This is a genomic window from Gordonia sputi NBRC 100414, from assembly GCF_000248055.1.
GTDB classification, from domain to species: Bacteria; Actinomycetota; Actinomycetes; order Mycobacteriales; family Mycobacteriaceae; genus Gordonia; species Gordonia sputi.
On sequence record NZ_BAFC01000094.1, the window covers coordinates 1 to 19619 of the forward strand.

The following is a 19619-nucleotide window of genomic DNA, read 5'->3' on the forward strand; positions in this document are numbered from 1 at the left end:
CGACCACGACCGGCACCGACGATTGGCCGACCCGTTTGCGCCGCGGAGCACGCCGCACTTGCAGGCCCTCCTCCTTCCACAGTCGATGCACCCTCTTCTTGTTGATCTCGATGCCGTCGTCGAAGCGCAGGTGCGCCCACGCTCGCCGGAACCCGTGCCGCGGGTGTTTGCGGGCATAGGTGCGCAACTGGTCACGCAGTGCGGCGTCCGGATCGGCTGGCGTGCGTGCGTGCGGTAGCCGACGGTAGGCCGACCTGGAAAGCCCAACGACCTTGCACGCCATACGTTCTGACATGCTCTTCACGTCCTTGAGCATGTCGATGGCGGCACGTTTGGCAGTTGGGCTCAGAATTTTCCCTTCGCGATCTCCCGCAACGCGTCCTTCTCCAACTCCGCGTCAGCCAGTAGCCGCTTGAGACGGCTATTCTGCTCGCGCAGCTCTTTGAGTTCCTTCGTCGCGTCGCCATCCATGCCGCCGTACTGGCGGCGCCAGTTGTACAACGTCGCCGCCGACACCTCGAGATCAGCGGCGATCTCCTCGCCGGTCTTGCCTTCCGCAGCCAACTCATCGGCCCGGCGCAGCTTGCGCACGATGTCCTCCGCCGAGTGACGCTTGCGTCCTGCCATGATCCTCATCGTCCCTTCTCCGCCCTCATCAGGGCAATCAGGACTCTAGAACCACCCGGACCGGTTCACGGGGGACAGGCCAATTGCACTGCAATCGCGACGACTGGTGTCGCGTGCATCTTCGGTGCCGATAATCGCGGTGTAACTGGGTGCTGACGCCCTGGTATGACGGTCGACGACGCGGTGTGGGAGGTAATTCCGTTGCCTCCCATACCGCGTCGCTGGTACCTAGGCTGGAATCGTCGAGCCGCCAACATCCCGGGAGATCCGAGTCATGAGCACGTGGAATGTCCAGCAGGCACAACAACTCACCGCACCGCAGGAGGTGGGAGTCGCTACGCGACGCCGCGATGGCAGTGTCCGCACGCCGCGGGTCATCTGGATCGTTCGCTCGGGCGACCGCGTATTCATCCGCTCCACCAATGGCCGCGGCGCGGATTGGTTCCGGTGGGCGATTGCCACCGGAACCGGACAGATCACCTCCGGAACTACCACATTCGACGTCGCGTTCCGCGAGGCCGATGGCGCCGACCTCGAAATCGTTGATGACGCTTATCGCGATAAGTACGGGAACTACGCGTCGATCGTCGATCATCTGCAGGAGGATGGACCGCGCGCCGCGACGCTGGAGGTCCTGCCGGGTTGATCATCGCCGTCTACACGTGGCGTTCCCCAGTACACGGCTACGGCGTCGCACCTGTGAGCCGAACTATTGACCGCGGGTCGGCGGGGCCTGGCCGTACTCCGCGTCGGTGACCGGTGACAGCCACTGCACGACGTCGTGGTCATCGTCGCCCTCGTTGATGGCGATGTGCACCATCAGACGGTTGGGTGCCGCGCCGTGCCAGTGCTCCTCGTCGGCCTCGAACAGGACACCGTCGCCAGGTCGAATGACCTCGATGGGTCCGCCGCGCCGCTGACACAGACCGATGCCTTCTGTCACGAATACCGATTGGCTGAGCGGATGTCGATGCCAGTGCGTCCGCGCGCCGGGCATGAAGTGCACTAGGTTGGCCGACATCCGCGACGGTGGTGGCGCGGTGGCCACCGCGTCGATGTAGACATCGCCGGTGAACCAGTCCTGCGGACCTTTGGCCGTGTTTATGGAACTGCGAATGATCTTCATTCTGATCACCTTTCATCCGTTGTGAGCATCACCTTGATTGCTCGGCGCTGGTCCATTGCCTGGTATGCCTCGGCGGCCTGATCGAGCGGCACGGTGAGGTCAAAAACCCTGCCGGGGTTGATCTCTCGTTTCCAGATGAGATCGATGAGGTCGGGCAGAAACCTGCGCACCGGCGCAGGGCCACCATGGAGGTGGACCTCTGCGAAGAACAACTCCAAGCCCGGCAACTCGACGTCATGGGAGACCCCGACATGACCGACGTGCCCGCCCGGGCGGGTGGAACGGATGGCCTGCATCATCGACTCGTGCGTACCGACAGCTTCGATCACTGAGTGCGCACCCAGCCCGTCGGTCAGCTCCTTGATCTTCGCGACTCCTTCGTCACCGCGTTCTTCGACGATGTCGGTGGCACCGAACTCGCGTGCCAGCGCCTGCCGGTCGGAGTGTCGACTCATCGCAATAATCCGTTGCGCACCGAGTTGTTTCGCGGCCATCACAGCGAGGAGGCCGACGGCGCCGTCACCCACAACCGCCACCGTCTTGCCCGGTCCCGCCTCTGCGGCAACGGCGCCGAACCATCCGGTACCCAACACGTCGGACGCGGCCAGCAGCGACGGGATCAGATCGGCATCCGGCGCCGAGGGCGTTGCCACCAGCGTGCCGTCGGCCAGCGGGATGCGCGCGTACTCGGCTTGTGTACCGATGCCGCCCATCCCCACGGAATGGACGCATCGGGATTGGTAACCGGCCCGGCAGATCTCACAGGTGTTGTCGGAGGCGAAAAACGATCCGACGACGAAGTCGCCGACCTTCACGGTGGTTACTTCGTCGCCCACCTCGGTCACCGTGCCGACGTACTCATGGCCCATCGGGGCATGATCCACGTCCGCGATCCCTCGATAGGGCCACAGATCTGATCCGCACACACACGTCGCGACCACCTTGATGATCGCATCGGTCGGCTCCTGGATCGTCGGATCATCGCGCTGCGCCACCCGGATCTCTCCCGGGGCGTCCATGATCACTCCACGCATGTCTCTCTCCTTGTCAACGGGGCTATACCCAGACAACCGCATCGGCGCGGCGGATGGCAGGTACTGGTGTAAGGGGTATTGACAAAACCCCGCAGGCTGCGAGGAGACCACCGTCGGCGGTGTGGAGATCCCCGCCGACGGTCGGTTGCTGATCGTGACCGCGTCCGCCAACCGCGACGACGAGATCTTCCCGGACCCCGACGTGTTCGACATTCATCGCGACAATGCTCGTCGCCACCTCACATTCGGCATCGGCGCACACACCTGTCTGGGTGCCACGCTCGCCCGCCTGGAGATGAAGATCTTCCTCGAAGAGGTTACCCGGCGGCTGCCACACATCCATCTGGTCGAGGGCCAACAGTTCGACTATCTGCCGAACACATCGTTCCGCGGGCCTGAACATGTGCTCGTGGAATGGAATCCCGCCGAGAATCCGGTCGAAGCCGACCGCGTCTGACACGTCAGCACCAGATCAGGAGGAAGTGCCCCCATGCCCACTGTCACATACATCAGTTGCGAAGGAACCAAACAAAAGTTCGAGATACCAGTTGGCAAGCGGGTCATGCAAGCCGCGATCGCCAACGGCGTGGACGGCATCGTCGCCGAATGCGGAGGCCAGGCGATGTGCGCAACCTGCCATGTCTACGTCGACGACCCGTGGCGCGACACCTTCGCTCCCATCACCGAGGAGGAAGACGAGATGCTCGAGGAAACGGTCAGCGAACGCACCTCTGCCAGCCGCCTGTCGTGTCAGTTGGTGATCACCGACGACAGTGACGGCCTGATCGTCCGGCTACCCGAGGCCCAAGTATGAGCACCGATCGCGTGGTCATCGTCGGCGGTGGCCAAGCGGGCTTCGAGGCCGCTACGCGTCTGCGGGCCAACGGATTCGATGGCCAAGTCGCCCTCATCGGCGACGAGGCGACCGAACCGTATCAGCGGCCGCCACTGTCGAAGGCATACCTGCAGGAGGGCGATCACGACTCGCTGGCATTGCGGCCGCGCGACCACTACCTCAGCCACAACATCCGGTTGGAATGCGGCCGCTCGGTCACCGCTATCGACCGCCGTCATCAGCGGGTAGAGCTCGATAACGGTGCCGCACTGGACTACGACCATCTCGTCCTCGCTACCGGCGCACGCAATCGACCGCTGCCGGTACCCGGCGCCGATCTGGAAGGGGTGTTCTATCTCCGGACCGCCGACGAAGCGAGCGCTCTCGTCGCGGCGCTTGCCACCTGCACCTCGCTCGTGGTGATCGGCGCCGGTTTCATCGGTCTCGAAGTGGCGGCCGCCGCCCGCAAGAGAGACGTCGCTGTCACGGTCGTCGAAGCGCTCAATCGTCCAATGACCAGAGCCCTTTCGGCACCCATGTCGGACTACTTTGCTGCTGAACATGTGTGTCACGGAGTCGATCTCAGGCTCGAGACCGGAGTGACCCAACTTCTGGGGGTGGCCGGCCATGTCTCGGCGGTTCGCGTCTCGGATGGCACAACGATCCCGGCCGACACCGTCCTGATCGGCATCGGAGTGCTGCCCAACACGGAACTCGCCGATAGTGCCGGTCTCCCGACGCACAACGGCATCATCGTCGATCGGCACCTTCGCACTCCCGATCCGCGAGTCTGGGCGATCGGCGACTGTGCGGCGTTTCCTGCGGCCGATTCTGATGCTCTCGTCAGACTCGAATCAGTGCAGAACGCCGTAGACCACGCGCGATGCGTAGCAGCGCAACTCGTCGGTGGATCCGATGGGTACCACGAGGTTCCGTGGTTCTGGTCCGAGCAGTACGATTCCAAACTGCAAATGGCTGGGCGCATGTCCACCGCCGACACCCATGTGCTTCGCGGGTCGATTCCGCGGAAATCGTTCTCGGTCTTCGGGTTTCGGTCCGATCGACTTGTCGGCGTGGAATCGGTGAACGCTGTCCGCGACCACATGGCTGCCCGCAAGGCCCTCGCGTGCGGGATGCCGGTGACACCAACACAGATTGCCGATGCCGCCTTCGATCTGAAGGCCTCGATCAAAGAATTCCAGACAAGTGCCGAACCCGTCCTCAACCCCAGCGGCTACGTCGATGCATCGGCGCGGAACTGACTGGGGCTACGGCCACAGTGCCGGCTGAAGGTGCGACTGAAGTGCGACGCATCGCGAAAACCGAGTTGCGCTCCGATCTCGGCGGCACTCAGATCGGTCTGGCGGAGAAGTCTCTTGGCCCGGTCGATTCGCTTGGCATACAGCCACACTCGCGGCGTGGTCCCTGCCGAACTGAACAGCTTGTGAATATAGCGAACCGACATGCCCAGTTCGGCACCGACATCGGCAAGGCTGCGGTCCGGGTCGGACATGTCACGACTCATAACCGATTGAACTCGAAGGAGGTCGTCGACATGCAGACGATCTGTGACCGACAGGCCCGAGGCCTGGTGGTTCACAGCCGCCGAGACGACGTCGAGCACCGCCGAGGATACCGCGCCCAGCGATGCGTCCTCAAGTCCGTCATCGTGAGTTGCAATGTCCACCAAGATGTTCGACGCCAGTCGGCCCACTCCACCCTCGGCCGAGATCGTCTGCGCCATCACTGCGTCCGCGATCGTGACACCCACTCGCGCCGCGAAGAGCTCCCGCGGGACACGAAGCACGATCTGCTCGAACTCGGTGACCCCACTGACGACGAATGGTCGCGACGAATCGACCAGACCGAATGCCCCGCGTTCCAGGACACCGGTCCGCGAATCCTGGGTGATGGTGGCCGATCCACGGGAGATCAGACACAACAGGTAGTCGGTGCCCGGATCGGATTCGATCATCGCCGGCGTCCGAACCACCGTGTGCGGGTCGGCCCGGACCACGCTGACGGCGATATCACCCAACGACCGAGCTCTGATGTCGGCAGCAAACGACGTCTGCGCCGACGGCCAGTCGACGGCCATCTCGCAGTAGGTCGAGTCGAGTGTCTCGGCCCAGATCGCCCGACCCTCGCTCGAGGCGAGCTCGCGTGTGCTCAGGGCCACCGTGCCGTCGGGCGCGGCGCACTCCGGGTCAAGGAACCGTGCACTCTCGGTCATTCTCTCGCGTCACCTCCACCCATAGTGTTCCAAATCACACAGTACGACCTCAGCCCGCCTCGTCACGCCGAACGATCTCGTTGAATCACCACTTCACATTCGACTATGTCGACGAAAGGACACCCCATGACCACCACCGCGCCACTCACGCCGAGCTGGATCGACAACGTCACGATCGCCGAACTCGAGGCTGACCCACACCCGGTCTACGAACGTCTCCGGCGTGAGGCGCCCGTTGCATTCTTTCCGCAGCTGGGCCTCCACATCGTCTCGACTCGTGAGCTGTGCATGGAGATCTCGAAGGACTCCGCCAACTGGCCCGCGGTGATCTCCCCGGCCGGTGGCCGAACGTTCGGCCACGGGGCGATCCTGAATACCAACGGCCCCGAGCATCGCGATCTGCGCGACATGGTCGAACCGCATCTGCAGCCGTCAGCGGTGGACAAGTACGTCGACCCGCTGGTGCGGCCATTTGCCCGGCGACTTCTCGACGACATCGAGGACGCCGGAAGCGCAGACATCGTCGCCGAGTACTTCGAACCGGTCAGCGTTCGGGCTCTGGGTGACCTGCTCGGACTCGACGACGTCAGCACCGACAAACTCCGCGAGTGGTTCCACAAGCTCAGCGTGTCGTTCACCAATGCGGATATGACACCCGACGGCGAGTTCGCCAATCCCGACGGCTTCATCCCGGGCGACGAGGCCAAAGCGGAGATCATCGCCCACGTCGACCCCAAGATCGATCACTGGATCACCCATCCGGACCACACCGCTATCTCACACTGGTTGCACGACGGCATGCCGGAGGGTCAGACACGCAACCGCGAAGTGATCTATCCCAACCTGTATGTCTTCCTGTTGGGTGCCATGCAGGAGCCGGGCCACGCCATGGCGACCACGTTGGCCGGATTGTTCAGTCGGCCAGAGCAACTCGAGCGGGTCATCGACGATCCGACCCTCATCCCGCGCGCAGTCAGCGAGGGGATGCGCTGGGTAGCTCCAATCTGGTCCGCTGCGGTCAAGGTTGCCACCAGCGAGGTCACCGTCGGCGGCGTCACCTTGCCGGAGGGCTCGCTGGTCATGCTCTCCTACGGCTCGGCCAACAACGACGAGAATGCCTACGATGCCCCGACCGAATACGACCTCGATCGGCCGGTCATCCCGAACCTCACCTTTGGTGGTGGCGTACACGCATGCGCTGGAACGTATTTCGCCACTGCCGTGGTCCGGATTGCCCTGGAGGAGCTATTTGAAGCGATCCCCAACATCGAGCGTGACACGAACCATGATGTCGACTTCTGGGGTTGGGGTTTCCGCGGCCCCAAGGAACTGTTCGTCAAGTGGGAGGTGTGAGGTGACCGCGACAATACCGGAGCACGAATTCACGGAGGAGACGATGCAGCGCACACATCGCGTGACGATCGCCGGCGCTGACACGCCGCTGACCGTCGCCGTCGACCAGCCGATCCTCGATGCCGCCCTGCGCGCCAACGCCTGGATTCCGCATTCGTGTACGCAGGGAACTTGTGGCACATGCAAACTCAAGATCCTCAGTGGCGAGGTCGACCACCGGAACTCCCCCGAGTACACCCTGACCGCCGACGAACGTGACGACGCCTTGGCGTTGGCCTGCATGGCAACCCCGAGGTCAGATATGGTGGTCGAGACCCTCGGTGCCGTTGACGACGGCGTGCCGCATCACCCCTTGCGCGACTACTCGGGCACCGTGACCGAGCTCGACGACATCGCCGCGAGCACACGGCGCCTTGTGGTCGAACTCGACTCAGACATGACGTTCAACGCTGGACAGTACTGCGAACTGATCGTGCCGGGAAGCGCTGTCGGGCGGCAATATTCGATGGCCAACCCACCGAGTGAACCGAGACGTCTCGAGTTCCACATCAAGCTCACCCCGGGTGGCGTGGCCACCGACGGCTGGATCTTCTCCACCCTGACCGTTGGGGATCCGATCTCGCTGCGGGGTCCGCTCGGGCAGTTCAACCTCGTCACCGATCAGGAGGAAGCCGCCATCCTGATTGGCGGTGGAACCGGCTTGGCGCCATTGAAATCGATCGTGCGACACAGCCTCGACCATCACTTGGTACCCGAACTCTACCTGTACCACGGTGGGCGCCGGCAGGAAGATCTGTACGACATCGAGTACTTCACCCGACTGTCGCAGCGACACGACAACTTCCACTATCGACCCGCACTCAGCGAGGAAACCTGGAGCGGGGCCACCGGTCTCGTCACGGACGTCGTCCTGGACGACTTCTCCTCATGTAAGGGCATGAGCGCCTACCTGTGCGGACCACCGCCGATGATCACGGCAGCGGTGAAAGCGCTGAAGCGACGCCGGATGGCTCCGCGCCTCATCTTCCGCGAGGAGTTCACCCCGGCTGCCCACACCTCCCCCTGATCACTTCCCCGAACAGCACATCGACCAACAACAGGAGCATCGCCATGTACCAGATCACCATCATCTACAGCCAGCCCACCGACCCTGCCGCCTTCGACGACTACTACTCGAAAAAGCACGTTCCCCTCGTCGATGCCATCGCAGGGGTAGCAACTTTCAATTTCGGTAAGTGTGAGTCGCTGGACGATACCCCTCCTGCGGCCTACGCTCTGGCTCAGCTGCGATTTGACTCCAAAGACGCTGCGCTGCAAGCACTTGGCTCCCCTGCGGGTCAGGCGGCCGCCGGCGACGTTGCCAACTTCGCGACCGGGGGCGCCACGATGCTGTTCTCCGGCGACGCTTGAGCATAGGCGCCAAGTTGTTGTCCCGCTCAGCGACACAACTTGTTGGACAGCCTTAGACAGCAAGCAGATAGTGACGACAGGTACCCCAATCCGACCGGAGGGGTGGCACCACGGAAGCAAGGAAGGTGGACATGGCAGCACTCCAAACGGTTCAGAAGATCGGGCCCGTTCTCGATCTGTTCACGGTTGCCCGCCCGGAATGGGGGGTTTCGGAGGTCGCCACCGAGATCGGTGTCCCGCGATCGAGCGCGCATGCGCTCCTCGCGTCATTGGTCGACATCGGGTTACTGCAGTGCCGGTCCCGTGGCCGCTATCGCATCGGCTGGCGGATCGTCGAGCTGAACCAGACTGTGCAGGGCTCCGTCGACGTCAAGACATGCGGCGCACCGATCCTGCAGTCACTCTCCGAAAAGTATGGGGAGACCGCCCATCTGGCGATTATGGAGCGCTATCGCGTGATGTACGTGGACAAGGTCCTGGGGACGCACGTGATCAATGTGTCCGGGGCGCGGATCGGCGCCCATCTCGACGCTCACTGCAGTGCGGTGGGCAAAACGCTGCTGGCTCACTGCCATCCCGGCGAGATCGAACGCAACGTGACGAACGCTCCGCTGCGCCGCTTCACTCCGGCGACAATCACCGATCCGGCGGCGTTGCGGCGCGAACTGGCTTCGGTGCTCCGTCTCGGCAGCGCCGTCGACGCCGGTGAGGCCGTGCCGGACGTGCACTGCGTCGCCGCACCCATCCGTGATGAGATGGGCGTGGTGGTCGCTGCGATCTCCATGACCGCGCCGGCCACCCGCTTCGTCCCGGCTCAACAGGAGTACCGTCGTGCGGTCATCGCCGCGGCGAATGCGGTGACCAAGTCGTTGTCCGCGTCGCTGCCGGCCCCGCTGCCGATGGAGATCGATAACCCGACGTTGCACGCGGTGGCGGGATGAGATGTCACTGATCACCGAGTTGTCGCGAAGGGCCCAGCGCAGCGGTGCGTACTGCCGCCCCCAATCAGTATCGGGTGCCGTCGCGTTCCAACAGGCCGTGCTCGACCAACTCAAGTGCAATCCGATGCGCACTCGATTTCGAGATCGCCACTCGCCGAGAGATATCGGAGACCCCCAGATCGCGCTCGACGCTGCCGACCGCGTCGAGGATCGCCACGACCCGGGCGACGGAGCCGAGCTCCGCGCTCGGCCGGTCCGGGGACTGTTCATTCGCCACGATTGCCCATCGTGCTCCGGATCGATCATCACACGCAATGCCCCGCCGCCCCGTCGCACCCGAGTAGAAAGCACTTCCGCCTCATGACCGATCACATCCAGGCCGCTGCCGATGCCCTGCTCGGCGCTTATCGCTCGATGACCCCGATCGATCCTATCAGTCCGCAGTTCGCCGATGCCCCGCTGTCGGCAGCTTATGAGATCGCACTCGCCCAGGTGCAGGACTGGGAGAAGAACGGCGACGTCGTCAAGGGCCACAAGGTGGGCCTCGCCTCCCGGGCGATTCAGCGTCAGATGGGGGTGAGCCAACCCGATTTCGGACACCTCACCGCGAGCATGTTTCACCTTGAGCACGCACCCATTCCGCGGAACACGTTCATCCAGCCACGGATTGAACCCGAGATCGCGTTCGTACTCGGCAAGCCCCTACGTGGGCCGGGGGTGACGGTGGCCGAGGCCGCCGCCGCCGTCGACTTCGTGTTGCCGTCGCTGGAGATCGTCGACTCCCGCATCAGCAACTGGAAGATCGGCATCTTTGACACCATTGCCGACAACGCGTCCTCCGGCGGCGTCGTCCTCGGCAGTCGTCCCTCGCGCGTGTCCGACCTGGACCTCCGCCTGGCCGGATGCAACCTGCACGTCAACGGAGACCTCATCGCGACCGGAGCCGGCGGCGCGGTTCTCGGCTCTCCGATCAATGCTTTGGTGTGGCTGGCCAATACCGTGGGGCCGCTGGGCGTGACGCTGGAACCCGGCCACGTCGTACTGCCCGGATCGATGACTCAGGCGGTGCCGGTCAAGCCGGGCGACACGATCGTCGCGACGGTCGCCGGGCTCGGCAGCGTGACCGCAGTGATGGAAGGTGACAACTGATGACCGATACGACATATGACGGATGGACTGCCGCGCGAGTCGCCGCGAGTCTGCTGACGTCCGAACGCACTCGCACCGCCCGAACCTCGATTCAGGCCGAATGGCCCGGACTGACGCTTGACATCGCCTACGCGGCACAAGACATCGCGTTGGCGGATCGCCGATCTCGTGGAGAGACGATCACCGGCATCAAACTCGGACTGACCTCGCGGGCCAAGCAGAAGCAGATGGGGGTCGACGAACCGTCGGTCGCGTGGCTCACCGACGCCATGGCATTACCTGCGGGACTACCGATCCTCCGGGATCGGCTCATCCATCCGCGCGCCGAGCCTGAGATCGCCTTCATCCTCGGTCGACCGTTGACCGGACCCGGAGTGACTGCGGCACAGGCCTTGTCGGCCGCCGAGTATGTCACTGGAGCTATCGAGATCATCGACAGTCGCTACTCCGGCTTCAAGTTCACCCTTGCTGACGCCGTCGCCGACAACAACTCGTCGGGTGTGTACATCACCGGCCCCGTGCTGCGGCGGGTGGACGAGGTAGATCTGAGCCTTGAAGCGTGTCTGCTCGAGGTCGATGGGGACATCCACGACACGGCAACCGGATCGGCGGTGCTCGGCCACCCAGCCGAGGCTCTCGCGTTCGCCGCCAACACATTCGGTGCCCGCGGTATCACCTTGGAAGCGGGCTGGGTGGTGCTCACCGGCGGTATGACCGATGCCGTGGCAGTGGACCCGGGCAGTCGTGTGGGTGCACACTTCACGTCATTGGGTTCGATTACCGTAGCCGGAGGGTGAGGATGCCGTTCATCGATGTGACCATCGCGCAGGGTCGTTCGCCGGAGCAGATCCGGACGCTGATGCACGAACTGACCGAGGCAGCCCATCGTGCGATCGGCGCGCCGATCGCCAACATTCGGGTGGTGGTGCGGGAGGTGCCGACCACCCATTGGGCGGCGGGCGATGTCACGGTTGCCGAACGTCAGGCGCCAGCGGCGTCGGATTGACCGAACACTGGCGATTGGTGGCACACCCTCAGCCGGAATAGCCGATTGTCCGTCGTGTGACTCGCAGGTAATGCGTAAAACCAAGGCGTACAACGACACCGACCTTGGGAGCACGCCGTGACCACGACTACCGACCGTCCCAGCAGTACAGCCGTTCCCCGCCGGCTTGCTGACGCGATTTACCACGACCTGCTCTCGCCCGACGAGACCCACGAGATTCGACGACGGGTCAGGTCGGCCGCCAAGCAGTCCGTAGCACCATTGGCGAATCGAATCGCACGCGGAGACGAACGGCGCGACGGCTTCCCGCGGGATGCGTTCGAGGCTTTGGCCGGGCACGGTGTGTTCGGAATTCCGTTCGGCAAGAACGTCGGCGGTGACGGACTGCAATTTCCGGCCACCGCGACGGCGGTCGCCGTGGAGGAGCTTGCCTACTACTCGAACAGCGTCGCCGCCATCTTCGATGTCCACTGCATTTTGGCCGGCAACGCCGTCAACCAGGGCACCGAAGCACAACGACAACGATGGCTGGCGCCGGTGGTCACCGGCGAGATCGTCGGCGCCTTCGCCACCAGCGAACCCGGTGCCTCCAGCGACCTCTCCCCCGCTGCGGTGTCAACGGTGGCCGAACGCCGTGGAGACCGCTGGATCCTCGACGGCCACAAACGATGGATCACCAATTCGGTTGTCGCCGCATTCGTCGTGGTTCTGGCTCGCACCGGAGACCGATTGAGCACCTTCATCGTCCCCACCGATACACCTGGCGTGCGGGTGGGCACACCGGATCGCAAGCTGGGCAACAGGGGCCAGATCACCGCGGACGTGGTGTTCGATGGCGTCGAGCTCGACGACGCCGCCCTTCTCGGCGAGGAAGGCGGTGGTCTCAAGGTTGCGCTACAGACCCTCACCTACGGCCGGATCGGTATTGCCGCAACCGGGGTCGGTATGGCACAGGCGGCCTTCGATCACACCGCTGATCACCTCCGAACCCGTCACGCATTCGGCGAACCGCTGGTCGCCAAGCAACATTGGCAATTCCTGATGGCCGACCGCGCAACCGAGATCGCAATGGCCCGTGACCTATATCTGAAGGCAGCGTTACGCCTCGATGCCGGCGTCGCCTTCCCCGAACCCGAAGCCGCGATGGCGAAGGTACGCGGCACCGAGGTGGCCGTCGACATGGCACGCGATGCGGTCCAGGCCTTCGGAGGCTTCGGCTTCACGCAGGAACTCGGCGCAGACGACTCGTCGAGTCCGGTCGAGGCCATCTATCGCGATAGCAAGATCGGCGAGATCTACGAAGGCGCCAACGAGATTCAGCGGTGGGTGTTGGCACGGCAGATCTTTGGACGCGAGCTCACGGGCTAGTGGTGTCGAGGCCAGCCGGCCCCGTCCCTGCGCGGGCAGCCCTTCGTGGCTCGTCGCTGCGCTCCTCACGCCTCGCTTCTCACGCCTCAGGGAGCCTGAGTGAGGTTCGTTGCGCGGGTGGCAGTTTCATCACCCGCTCTCGTAACCCCGTATCCTCCCCGAGGAGCGAGCGCAGCGAGCCACGCAGGGCTAGGACTCCCGGACCTGCGCCGTCAGCATCCGACCGGCGATCTCGTCAGCACGCACTCCACTCGCGGCAACACCACCGATCCCCCAATTCTCCGGCGCCACCTCGATGATCTGCCCACGCACGAGGGCCCTGTCGACGCCGAGAATCTCGACGAGCAGACCGGTGAAGGCGCCCAGCAACTCCTGCCGCTGGGCTGCCGGCCGGCCCGCCAACACGATCGCGGTGAAGTACGGTGCGATGGCCGCACCGTCGGCGACGATCTCGCCGGCGACGGCGACATGGGTAGAGTCGTAGTGGACGATGAATGCGCGGACCCGTTCGATAGGTGAATCCAGCACACGGGAGTACGCCGTACAGGCCTCGCGCAGCAGCCTATTTTCCTGCGCTGCGGTCACGACTCCAGACGGTAGATGAAAGTGGGCTACCGGCATAGTTGTTCGCTCTCCTTAGACGATTCCGCGGCGCACTCCGCCGTCGGCGGTCAGTACCGCGCCGTGCAGCACGGTGGCTTGCGGGGCGAGCAGCATCTCGACAAGCCAGGCGATCTCATCCAGCGTCGGTAGCCGCCCCAGGGTGGTCTTGGCGCGATAGCGTGCCCAGATCTCGTCGATTGGCCGACCGGTCTCTGCCGCTTCGATCTCGATGATCCGGCGCAGCCGAGGTGTGTCAATGGGCCCGGGCGCGATGGTGTGCGCGGTCACCCCTTTGGGCCCATACAGCGCACTGATCTGGCGCATCAGGTTGAGCAGTGCCGCATTTGCGGTGCCCGGGCCGGCGTCGAGCGGACCCGGCTCCACGCCCAGAGATCCCGCGATCGCGACGAACCGGGAACCCTCGACGAGACGATCGCGGACACCGTGGAGCAACCGCACCGTCCCGGACACCTTGATGTTGGCCGCGGTCGCCAACGCCGAAGGGTCGATGGTGTCGGCAGATCCCTTCACCGGAAGCCCGGCGGCGAACACCGCGAGCCGGACCGGTCCCGTCAGGCTTCGTTTGATGTCATCGACGGCGGCGTCGTCGCCGATATCGGTCCGGCACGGCGCCACGAGGTCGCTTATCGCGGCCAACTTGTCAAGCTCGTCGGCGTTGCGTGCGACCGCGATCACCGGATGGCCACGTGTCACCAGCCGCTCGGTGATGATCGTGCCCATTGCTCCGGTCGCGCCGACCACCACGCAGGTCTCGTTGTCGCCCATCGCGAATCAGCTCCGAAGCCGGATGGTCACCGCGCGCGGCTCGGTGAAGAACTCGCGGGAGTACTGGCCCCCTTCGCGGCCGAGTCCACTGATGCCCTCACCACCGAACGGCAAACGTAGATCCCGTTCGAAGAAGGTGTTGATCCACACCGTGCCGGCCTTCCAGCGTGCCGCCATGCGATGGGCGCGATTGAGGTTGTCCGTGAACAGGATTCCCGCGAGACCGTACGGTGAGTCATTGGTGATCCGCAAAGCCTCCTCTTCGGTGTCGAAGCCGATGACGGTTTCGACCGGGCCGAAGATCTCCTCACGCGCGGTACGCGATTCGTTAGTCAGGCCGGTGATGACGGTGGGCGGGAAGTAGAAGCCGCCCGCGCGTGCCGCGTCGGTGAGTCGTTCACCACCGACGAGGACCTTGCCGCCTTCCTCCTGCGCGAGTTCGACGTAGCCGGATACCTTCTCGAGGTGACGTTGCTCGATGAGCGGACCCATGAACGTCGACGGGTGCTTGGGGTCGCCGACGGTGAGTTTGCTTGCCTCGTCGGCGAACCGCTCGAGGAACTCCTCCCGTATCGAGTTCTGCACCAGCAGACGAGATCCGGACAGGCACACCTGCCCGTTGCCCCCGAAGATCGCGCGGATCGACATCGGCACGGCCACGTCGAGATCCGCGTCGTCGAAGACGATGTTGGCGGATTTGCCGCCCATCTCCGCCGACACCGGGGTGTGGTTGGCGGCGGCGGCCTGCAGGATTTTGACCCCGGTGGCACTCGACCCGGTGAAGGTGATGCGGTCCACGCGCGGGTCCGAGGTGAGCGGTCCGGCGACCGACTCGCCGCCGAAGCCGTGCACCACGTTGAGAACCCCGGGCGGCATTCCGGCCGCCAGGGCGATCTCGGCGAATCGGTTGGCGGTCAACGGAGTCTGTGGCGCCGGCTTGAGAACCACGGTGTTGCCGAATGCCAGCGCCGGAGCGATCTTCCACGTTGCCAACATCAGCGGCGCGTTCCACGGGCTGATCGCCGAGACCACACCGGCCGGTGGATACAGGACATACGAAAGCAAGTCACCGTCCGGGTAGGCCTCGTTGGCTGCCATCGACACGTAGTCGGCGAAGAACCGGAAGTTGTGGGCCACCCGTGGGATCTCGGCGTGCAGTGACTGGGTGATGGTCTTGCCACCGTCACGGGTTTCCAACTGCGCCAGTTCGTCTCGGTGGTCGTCCACAGCGTCGGCGACCGCATGCAGAATCTTTGCGCGCTCCTTCGGTGACATCTGGGGCCACGGCCCGTCGTCGAAAGCCTTGCGGGCGACATCGATGGCCGCGGCGCCGTCGTCGGCGGTACCGCGGGCGACCACAGCCAACAGGCTTCCGTCGTGGGGGTCGCGGGTCTCGAACGTGGCTCCGTCAGAGGCGGTTTTCCACTCGCCACCGATGAGGTGCCGGACCTGCAGTGGATGCTCGATCGCGGTCATACCGATGCCACCTCGGGGGTCTCGTACGTGCGTCCGGCGAGTTCGGAGGCGACGTCGATGATCATGTCTTCCTGTCCCCCGATCACCCCGCGCCGGCCGAGTTCCAGCAGGATTTCGCGGGTGGAGATGCCGAACTTCTTCGCCGCGCGTTTGGTGGGATGGAAGAAGGTGGAATACACGCCGGCGTAGCCGAGCACGAGGGCGGTCTCGTCGACGATCTGCGGTTCCTTCATCAGCGGTGCCACCACGTGTTCGGCGGTGTCGATGAGGGGGAACAGCTCGACGCCGGTGTGCCAACCGGCTCGCTCGAAGGCTGCGGCCAGCACCTCGGTCTGCGCGTTGCCGGCACTCGCGCCGAGCCCGCGCAGCGAGCCGTCGATGAAGGTGGCGCCCTGCTCGGCGGCGGTCAGCGCGTTGGCGATTCCGACGCCCAGATTGTTGTGGGCGTGGAAGCCGATGTCGGCCGAGATCGCCGAGCGCAGGGCGGCGACCCGCTCACCGGCCTGCTGCGGCACCATCGCGCCGGCGGAGTCGACGACGTAGACGACGTCGGCGCCGTAGGAGTCGAGCTTGGCGGCTTGCTCCGCGAGCGGCTCGGCCTCCAGTTTGTGGCTCATCATCAGGAAGCACATGACGTTGAGGCCCTTGTCTTTTGCCCACTCGACGGGTTGCTGGCCGCAGTCGGCTTCGGTGCAGTGCACCGCCACCCGCACCGTCGTGATACCGGCGTCGATGGCCCCCTGCAGCTCGGTGAGGGTGGCGATCCCGGGGACATACAGTGCGGCGATGTCGGCATTTTCCACGGCACCGACCGCCGCCCGCACGTACTCCGGGTCGGTGGCGGCGGCGAACCCGTACTGGATCGACGAGGCGCCGAGCCCGATACCGTGGGCCACCTCGATGGTGGAGATGCCGGCCCGGTCGAGGCCGGCGGCGATGGCTGCGACGTTGTCGGTGGTGAACTGGTGCGACACGCTGGACATGCCGTCACGCAGCGTCGTGTCGACCAGGGTGACCTTACGGTCCGGATTGATCGGGGTGGTGGTCATTTCGCGGCTCCTGTCACGAGGTTCTGCTGGGCCATCACGTCGGCGACGCGCACGGCGGCTGCGGTGATGATGTCGAGGTTGCCCGCATAGGTGGGCAGGAAATCCCCGGCACCAACGACTTCGAGCATCACGGTGACGAGATCGCCGTCGACGTCAATGAGTTTCAACGAGTAGCCGGGAACATACCGTTGCACCTCGGCGACCATGTCGATCACTGAGCGTTCGATGGAGGCGGCGTCGGGATTGCGGACCTTGGCATAGACGGTGTCCCGCATGTTCATCGGCGGCTCGGCCGGGTTGATCACCGAGATCGCCTTGGCCTTGTCGGCGCCGGCGACCTGCACGAGAGCTCGCCCAGTCTTCTCACTGAACTCGCTGAGGTTTTGCCGCGTCCCCGGTCCGGCGCTCTTGGACGCGATGGCAGCGACGATCTCCCCGTAGGACGCGTCGGCGGCCTGATCGATGGCGTACAGGATCGGGATGGTCGCCTGTCCGGCGCAGCTGACCATGTTGACGTTCGGCGCGGTGAGGTGGTCGGCCAGGTTGACCGCCGGCACCACATATGGTCCGACGGAGGCCGGAGTGAGGTCGATCGCGGTGATCCCGGCTTCGGCGTAGCGCGGTGCGGCAGCCGCGTGGATCTTGGCCGAGGTGGCTTCGAACACCAGGTCCGGCAACTCCGGCTGGGCCAGCAGCCAGTCGACGCCGCCGGCCGACGTCTCCAGCCCGGCGCCGTGAGCCCGGGCGATCCCTTCGCTGTCCGGGTCGATACCGACCATGTAGCGCGGCTCGATGTGGTCGGATCGCAGCAGTTTGTACATCAGGTCTGTCCCGATGTTGCCCGACCCGACGATCGCGGCGGTCAACCGACTCATGTCTTCTCCTCTACTCGCGGATGCGTTGAGCACGACGCTAGGTACTTGGTCCCGGTCACCGGGCTCCTCGACAACCAGCCCGGACGAATCGCTCCGATCATCGGGTCTTGTTCGGCATGCCCGAACAGCAGTGACCCCAGTCACAGCGCCCCGGCATGCTCGTCACACCCACCCCAATGGACGGCCCCAGGTCGGGTGCCGAACGAGTTACCAACAGGAGAACCGATGAGCGAGAACCCCGCCCGTTTTGATGTCGCCCACTTGGCGCGGTGTGAACTCTTCAGCCCGAAGCCGCAGGAGACCGAAGACTTCTTCACGCGGTTCCTCGGGATGTACGTCACCCAACGCGAAGGCCAGTCGGTGTTCCTGCGCGGCTACGAGGACCCGTACCAATGGAGCCTCAAGATCACCGAATCCGATCAGGCGGGCATGGGGCATGCGGCGATGCGCACCAGCTCGCCGGAGGCACTCGAACGCCGCGCCGCGTCGCTCAAGGACGGCAACATCGACAGCACCTGGCACGAGGACGAGTTCGGGTACGGCAAGACGCTCTCCTACCGGACCGCTGACGGACACAACTTCGCGCTGGTCTGGGAGGCCGAAAAGTACGTCGCCCCTCCGGAATTGCAGAGCAAGATTCTGACCCGCCCGTCGAAGAAGCCGCTGCAGGGAATCCCGGTCAAGCGCATCGACCACCTCAATCTGATGGCCTCTGACGTGACCCCGCTCAAGACCGAGTTCGAGCGGCACCTCGGCTTCCGGACCACCGAGCGTGTCGTCGACGGCGACGTCGAGATCGGTGCCTGGATGAGCTCGAACTTGCTCGGCCACGAGGTGGCGTGCATGCGCGACTTGACCGGGGGCCGTGGCAAACTGCACCATCTCGCCTTCTACTACGGCAACGGTCAGCACAATATTGATGCGGCAGAGATGTTCCGCGAGTACGACATTCAGATCGAGGCCGGCCCCGACCGTCACGGCATCACCCAGGGTCAGTTTCTCTACGTCTTTGAGCCAGGTGGTAATCGCATTGAGCTGTTCGGTGAAGCCGGCTTCCTGCACATGGATCCCGACGCCCAGACCCAGACCTGGCAGATGGCCGACATAGACACCGGCCTGGCGATTGGTGGCGCGAAACTGCCATGGGAGACCTACTTCACCTATGGCACCCCGAGCCCGCTTTCACTCGATCGGCACATCGAGACATTCGCACACTTCGGTCCCGGCCAGGAGCCGCCGGTCGTTGAGGCGGCCGAGAACAACACCCCGATCGAGATCGATCACTCGCGTGCGGTCGCAGGTGCGCCGGTGTAGAGGCTTTTGGGAGCCGCGGCCGGGTCAGAAGTGCCCCGCCGATCGACCGTGCGGCGAAGAACACCGAGGCACCCCGGCCCCGACGTCGTCTGCGAAGCGGACCATCCCTGCCTCAGCGCGCGCGCCTGGGCACGGGTCATCTGATCGTTCGCCTCCCGGTACGCCATCCGAGCGAGGCCATGTACAGCGCCAGTAGTCGTCAGGCAGCGCGAAGTATCGAGGGCTTCCGGGCACGATGCCCGGCGCGTGCCGGGTGACCCCTTGATCTGGGCCAACGGGCGCAAACACGCGAAAGCACCCAGGGTGGCGACCGGCCCCGCAGCGGCAGTCGGTCGTAGGGTTTCGTCGGTCAGGCGGACCGCGGAACCGCGGCGAGCGAACCCTGTCCGATCCACTCAGAACAATTCGACGTCGCGCTCTCCTGCGGGGGCTGG

At 64.6% G+C, this 19619-nt stretch carries 23 protein-coding genes and 1 pseudogene; 13 read left to right on the top strand and 11 right to left on the bottom strand.

Going from position 1 to position 19619, the window contains the following annotated elements; translation table 11 throughout:
- Both GOSPT_RS15410 and GOSPT_RS15415 read right to left on the bottom strand, forming a co-directional pair.
- Positions 1–295 (bottom strand): IS3 family transposase (locus GOSPT_RS15410; RefSeq protein WP_245548728.1); only part of this gene is annotated, 295 nt, incomplete at its 3' end.
- A 50-nt stretch (positions 296–345) separates the two neighbouring features.
- Positions 346–627, bottom strand: coding sequence for a transposase (locus tag GOSPT_RS15415; RefSeq protein WP_064866354.1), 282 nt, complete (start codon positions 625–627; stop codon positions 346–348).
- A 274-nt stretch (positions 628–901) separates the two neighbouring features.
- Here GOSPT_RS15415 and GOSPT_RS15420 point away from each other — a divergent pair, with 274 nt between their 5' ends.
- On the top strand, positions 902–1273 hold the full coding sequence (locus tag GOSPT_RS15420) for a DUF2255 family protein (RefSeq protein WP_005207332.1): 372 nt from the start codon (positions 902–904) through the stop codon (positions 1271–1273).
- Positions 1274–1336: 63 nt separating this feature from the next.
- On the opposite strand, the gene GOSPT_RS15425 is transcribed toward GOSPT_RS15420, so the two are convergent.
- On the bottom strand, positions 1337–1753 hold the full coding sequence (locus GOSPT_RS15425; RefSeq protein ID WP_005207333.1) for a (R)-mandelonitrile lyase: 417 nt from the start codon (positions 1751–1753) through the stop codon (positions 1337–1339).
- Positions 1754–1758: 5 nt separating this feature from the next.
- Entirely contained in the window at positions 1759–2787 is a 1029-nt protein-coding gene (locus GOSPT_RS15430; RefSeq protein ID WP_005207334.1) for a zinc-dependent alcohol dehydrogenase family protein, read from the bottom strand.
- 112 nt (positions 2788–2899) lie between these two features.
- On the opposite strand from GOSPT_RS15430, the pseudogene GOSPT_RS15435 reads away from it, so the two are divergent.
- From GOSPT_RS15435 to GOSPT_RS15445, 3 genes and pseudogenes are all read left to right on the top strand, one after another.
- Positions 2900–3244: pseudogene (locus GOSPT_RS15435) on the top strand (cytochrome P450); the annotation flags it as partial.
- Between the two features lie 33 nt (positions 3245–3277).
- Positions 3278–3601 carry a 2Fe-2S iron-sulfur cluster-binding protein gene (locus GOSPT_RS15440; RefSeq protein ID WP_005207336.1) on the top strand — a complete coding sequence of 108 codons (324 nt, stop codon included), beginning with the start codon at positions 3278–3280 and terminating at the stop codon, positions 3599–3601.
- Positions 3598–4884, top strand: coding sequence for an NAD(P)/FAD-dependent oxidoreductase (locus tag GOSPT_RS15445; protein WP_005207337.1), 1287 nt, complete (start codon positions 3598–3600; stop codon positions 4882–4884). The genes GOSPT_RS15440 and GOSPT_RS15445 overlap by 4 nt, the downstream gene beginning before the upstream one ends.
- On the opposite strand, the gene GOSPT_RS15450 is transcribed toward GOSPT_RS15445, so the two are convergent.
- The gene (locus GOSPT_RS15450) at positions 4857–5855 is read right to left on the bottom strand and encodes an AraC-like ligand-binding domain-containing protein (RefSeq protein ID WP_005207338.1); all 999 of its coding nucleotides are present in this window, start codon (positions 5853–5855) and stop codon (positions 4857–4859) included. The two genes, GOSPT_RS15445 and GOSPT_RS15450, sit on opposite strands and share 28 nt — an antisense overlap.
- Positions 5856–5981: 126 nt before the next feature.
- On the opposite strand from GOSPT_RS15450, the gene GOSPT_RS15455 reads away from it, so the two are divergent.
- The 4 genes from GOSPT_RS15455 (at position 5982) to GOSPT_RS15470 (ending at position 9559) form a co-directional block, all read left to right on the top strand.
- Positions 5982–7208: a cytochrome P450 gene (locus tag GOSPT_RS15455; protein WP_005207339.1), complete on the top strand. Its 1227-nt coding sequence runs from the start codon at positions 5982–5984 to the stop codon at positions 7206–7208.
- 43 nt (positions 7209–7251) lie between these two features.
- Positions 7252–8274 (top strand): NADH:ubiquinone reductase (Na(+)-transporting) subunit F, encoded by a 1023-nt coding sequence (locus GOSPT_RS15460; protein ID WP_039856233.1) that lies wholly within the window; start codon positions 7252–7254, stop codon positions 8272–8274.
- Between the two features lie 44 nt (positions 8275–8318).
- Positions 8319–8618 (top strand): EthD family reductase, encoded by a 300-nt coding sequence (locus GOSPT_RS15465; RefSeq protein WP_005207341.1) that lies wholly within the window; start codon positions 8319–8321, stop codon positions 8616–8618.
- 131 nt (positions 8619–8749) lie between these two features.
- Complete coding sequence (locus GOSPT_RS15470; RefSeq protein WP_005207342.1) at positions 8750–9559, top strand: IclR family transcriptional regulator; 810 nt, start codon at positions 8750–8752, stop codon at positions 9557–9559.
- A 64-nt stretch (positions 9560–9623) separates the two neighbouring features.
- Here the strand turns inward: GOSPT_RS15470 and GOSPT_RS15475 are convergent, their stop codons facing one another.
- Positions 9624–9836, bottom strand: coding sequence for a helix-turn-helix domain-containing protein (locus GOSPT_RS15475; protein WP_005207343.1), 213 nt, complete (start codon positions 9834–9836; stop codon positions 9624–9626).
- Between the two features lie 83 nt (positions 9837–9919).
- On the opposite strand from GOSPT_RS15475, the gene GOSPT_RS15480 reads away from it, so the two are divergent.
- The 4 genes from GOSPT_RS15480 to GOSPT_RS15495 all read left to right on the top strand — a co-directional run bounded on the left by GOSPT_RS15480 (position 9920) and on the right by GOSPT_RS15495 (position 13082).
- Positions 9920–10708, top strand: a complete 789-nt coding sequence (locus GOSPT_RS15480; RefSeq protein ID WP_005207344.1) for a 2-keto-4-pentenoate hydratase — start codon at positions 9920–9922, stop codon at positions 10706–10708.
- On the top strand, positions 10708–11505 hold the full coding sequence (locus GOSPT_RS15485; protein WP_005207345.1) for a 2-keto-4-pentenoate hydratase: 798 nt from the start codon (positions 10708–10710) through the stop codon (positions 11503–11505). Before GOSPT_RS15480 ends, GOSPT_RS15485 begins: the two co-directional genes overlap by 1 nt.
- A 2-nt stretch (positions 11506–11507) precedes the next feature.
- On the top strand, positions 11508–11714 hold the full coding sequence (locus tag GOSPT_RS15490) for a tautomerase family protein (RefSeq protein WP_005207346.1): 207 nt from the start codon (positions 11508–11510) through the stop codon (positions 11712–11714).
- Positions 11715–11831: 117 nt separating this feature from the next.
- Positions 11832–13082 carry an acyl-CoA dehydrogenase family protein gene (locus tag GOSPT_RS15495; protein ID WP_005207347.1) on the top strand — a complete coding sequence of 417 codons (1251 nt, stop codon included), beginning with the start codon at positions 11832–11834 and terminating at the stop codon, positions 13080–13082.
- 189 nt (positions 13083–13271) lie between these two features.
- Here the strand turns inward: GOSPT_RS15495 and GOSPT_RS15500 are convergent, their stop codons facing one another.
- From GOSPT_RS15500 to GOSPT_RS15520, 5 genes are read right to left on the bottom strand one after another with little or no spacing between them, the layout of a single operon-like run.
- The gene (locus GOSPT_RS15500; protein WP_005207348.1) at positions 13272–13703 is read right to left on the bottom strand and encodes a tautomerase family protein; all 432 of its coding nucleotides are present in this window, start codon (positions 13701–13703) and stop codon (positions 13272–13274) included.
- 15 nt (positions 13704–13718) lie between these two features.
- The gene (locus GOSPT_RS15505; RefSeq protein ID WP_005207349.1) at positions 13719–14471 is read right to left on the bottom strand and encodes an SDR family NAD(P)-dependent oxidoreductase; all 753 of its coding nucleotides are present in this window, start codon (positions 14469–14471) and stop codon (positions 13719–13721) included.
- A gap of 6 nt (positions 14472–14477) precedes the next feature.
- On the bottom strand, positions 14478–15947 hold the full coding sequence (locus GOSPT_RS15510) for an aldehyde dehydrogenase (RefSeq protein ID WP_005207350.1): 1470 nt from the start codon (positions 15945–15947) through the stop codon (positions 14478–14480).
- Positions 15944–16996 (bottom strand): 4-hydroxy-2-oxovalerate aldolase, encoded by a 1053-nt coding sequence (gene dmpG / locus GOSPT_RS15515; protein ID WP_005207351.1) that lies wholly within the window; start codon positions 16994–16996, stop codon positions 15944–15946. The genes GOSPT_RS15510 and dmpG overlap by 4 nt, the downstream gene beginning before the upstream one ends.
- A complete protein-coding gene (locus GOSPT_RS15520; protein ID WP_005207352.1) occupies positions 16993–17871 on the bottom strand; it encodes an acetaldehyde dehydrogenase (acetylating) in 879 nt (292 codons plus the stop codon). The genes dmpG and GOSPT_RS15520 overlap by 4 nt, the downstream gene beginning before the upstream one ends.
- A gap of 225 nt (positions 17872–18096) precedes the next feature.
- Between GOSPT_RS15520 and GOSPT_RS15525 the strand changes: the two genes are divergently transcribed.
- Entirely contained in the window at positions 18097–19185 is a 1089-nt protein-coding gene (locus tag GOSPT_RS15525; protein ID WP_005207353.1) for a VOC family protein, read from the top strand.
- The last annotated feature ends 434 nt before the right edge of the window (positions 19186–19619 follow it).

Excerpts from the sequence above, each read along its gene's own strand:
- GOSPT_RS15455 (WP_005207339.1), top strand. The coding sequence starts at position 5,982 with ATGACCACCACCGCGCCACTCACGCCGAGCTGGATCGACAACGTCACG.
- GOSPT_RS15440 (WP_005207336.1), top strand. The coding sequence starts at position 3,278 with ATGCCCACTGTCACATACATCAGTTGCGAAGGAACCAAACAAAAGTTC.
- GOSPT_RS15510 (WP_005207350.1), bottom strand. The coding sequence starts at position 15,947 with ATGACCGCGATCGAGCATCCACTGCAGGTCCGGCACCTCATCGGTGGC.
- GOSPT_RS15430 (WP_005207334.1), bottom strand. The coding sequence starts at position 2,787 with ATGCGTGGAGTGATCATGGACGCCCCGGGAGAGATCCGGGTGGCGCAG.
- GOSPT_RS15520 (WP_005207352.1), bottom strand. The coding sequence starts at position 17,871 with ATGAGTCGGTTGACCGCCGCGATCGTCGGGTCGGGCAACATCGGGACA.
- GOSPT_RS15425 (WP_005207333.1), bottom strand. The coding sequence starts at position 1,753 with ATGAAGATCATTCGCAGTTCCATAAACACGGCCAAAGGTCCGCAGGAC.
- GOSPT_RS15485 (WP_005207345.1), top strand. The coding sequence starts at position 10,708 with ATGACCGATACGACATATGACGGATGGACTGCCGCGCGAGTCGCCGCG.
- GOSPT_RS15490 (WP_005207346.1), top strand. The coding sequence starts at position 11,508 with ATGCCGTTCATCGATGTGACCATCGCGCAGGGTCGTTCGCCGGAGCAG.
- GOSPT_RS15465 (WP_005207341.1), top strand. The coding sequence starts at position 8,319 with ATGTACCAGATCACCATCATCTACAGCCAGCCCACCGACCCTGCCGCC.
- GOSPT_RS15505 (WP_005207349.1), bottom strand. The coding sequence starts at position 14,471 with ATGGGCGACAACGAGACCTGCGTGGTGGTCGGCGCGACCGGAGCAATG.
- GOSPT_RS15415 (WP_064866354.1), bottom strand. The coding sequence starts at position 627 with ATGGCAGGACGCAAGCGTCACTCGGCGGAGGACATCGTGCGCAAGCTG.
- GOSPT_RS15445 (WP_005207337.1), top strand. The coding sequence starts at position 3,598 with ATGAGCACCGATCGCGTGGTCATCGTCGGCGGTGGCCAAGCGGGCTTC.
- GOSPT_RS15500 (WP_005207348.1), bottom strand. The coding sequence starts at position 13,703 with ATGCCGGTAGCCCACTTTCATCTACCGTCTGGAGTCGTGACCGCAGCG.
- dmpG (WP_005207351.1), bottom strand. The coding sequence starts at position 16,996 with ATGACCACCACCCCGATCAATCCGGACCGTAAGGTCACCCTGGTCGAC.
- GOSPT_RS15525 (WP_005207353.1), top strand. The coding sequence starts at position 18,097 with ATGAGCGAGAACCCCGCCCGTTTTGATGTCGCCCACTTGGCGCGGTGT.
- GOSPT_RS15470 (WP_005207342.1), top strand. The coding sequence starts at position 8,750 with ATGGCAGCACTCCAAACGGTTCAGAAGATCGGGCCCGTTCTCGATCTG.
- GOSPT_RS15480 (WP_005207344.1), top strand. The coding sequence starts at position 9,920 with ATGACCGATCACATCCAGGCCGCTGCCGATGCCCTGCTCGGCGCTTAT.
- GOSPT_RS15420 (WP_005207332.1), top strand. The coding sequence starts at position 902 with ATGAGCACGTGGAATGTCCAGCAGGCACAACAACTCACCGCACCGCAG.
- GOSPT_RS15450 (WP_005207338.1), bottom strand. The coding sequence starts at position 5,855 with ATGACCGAGAGTGCACGGTTCCTTGACCCGGAGTGCGCCGCGCCCGAC.
- GOSPT_RS15460 (WP_039856233.1), top strand. The coding sequence starts at position 7,252 with ATGCAGCGCACACATCGCGTGACGATCGCCGGCGCTGACACGCCGCTG.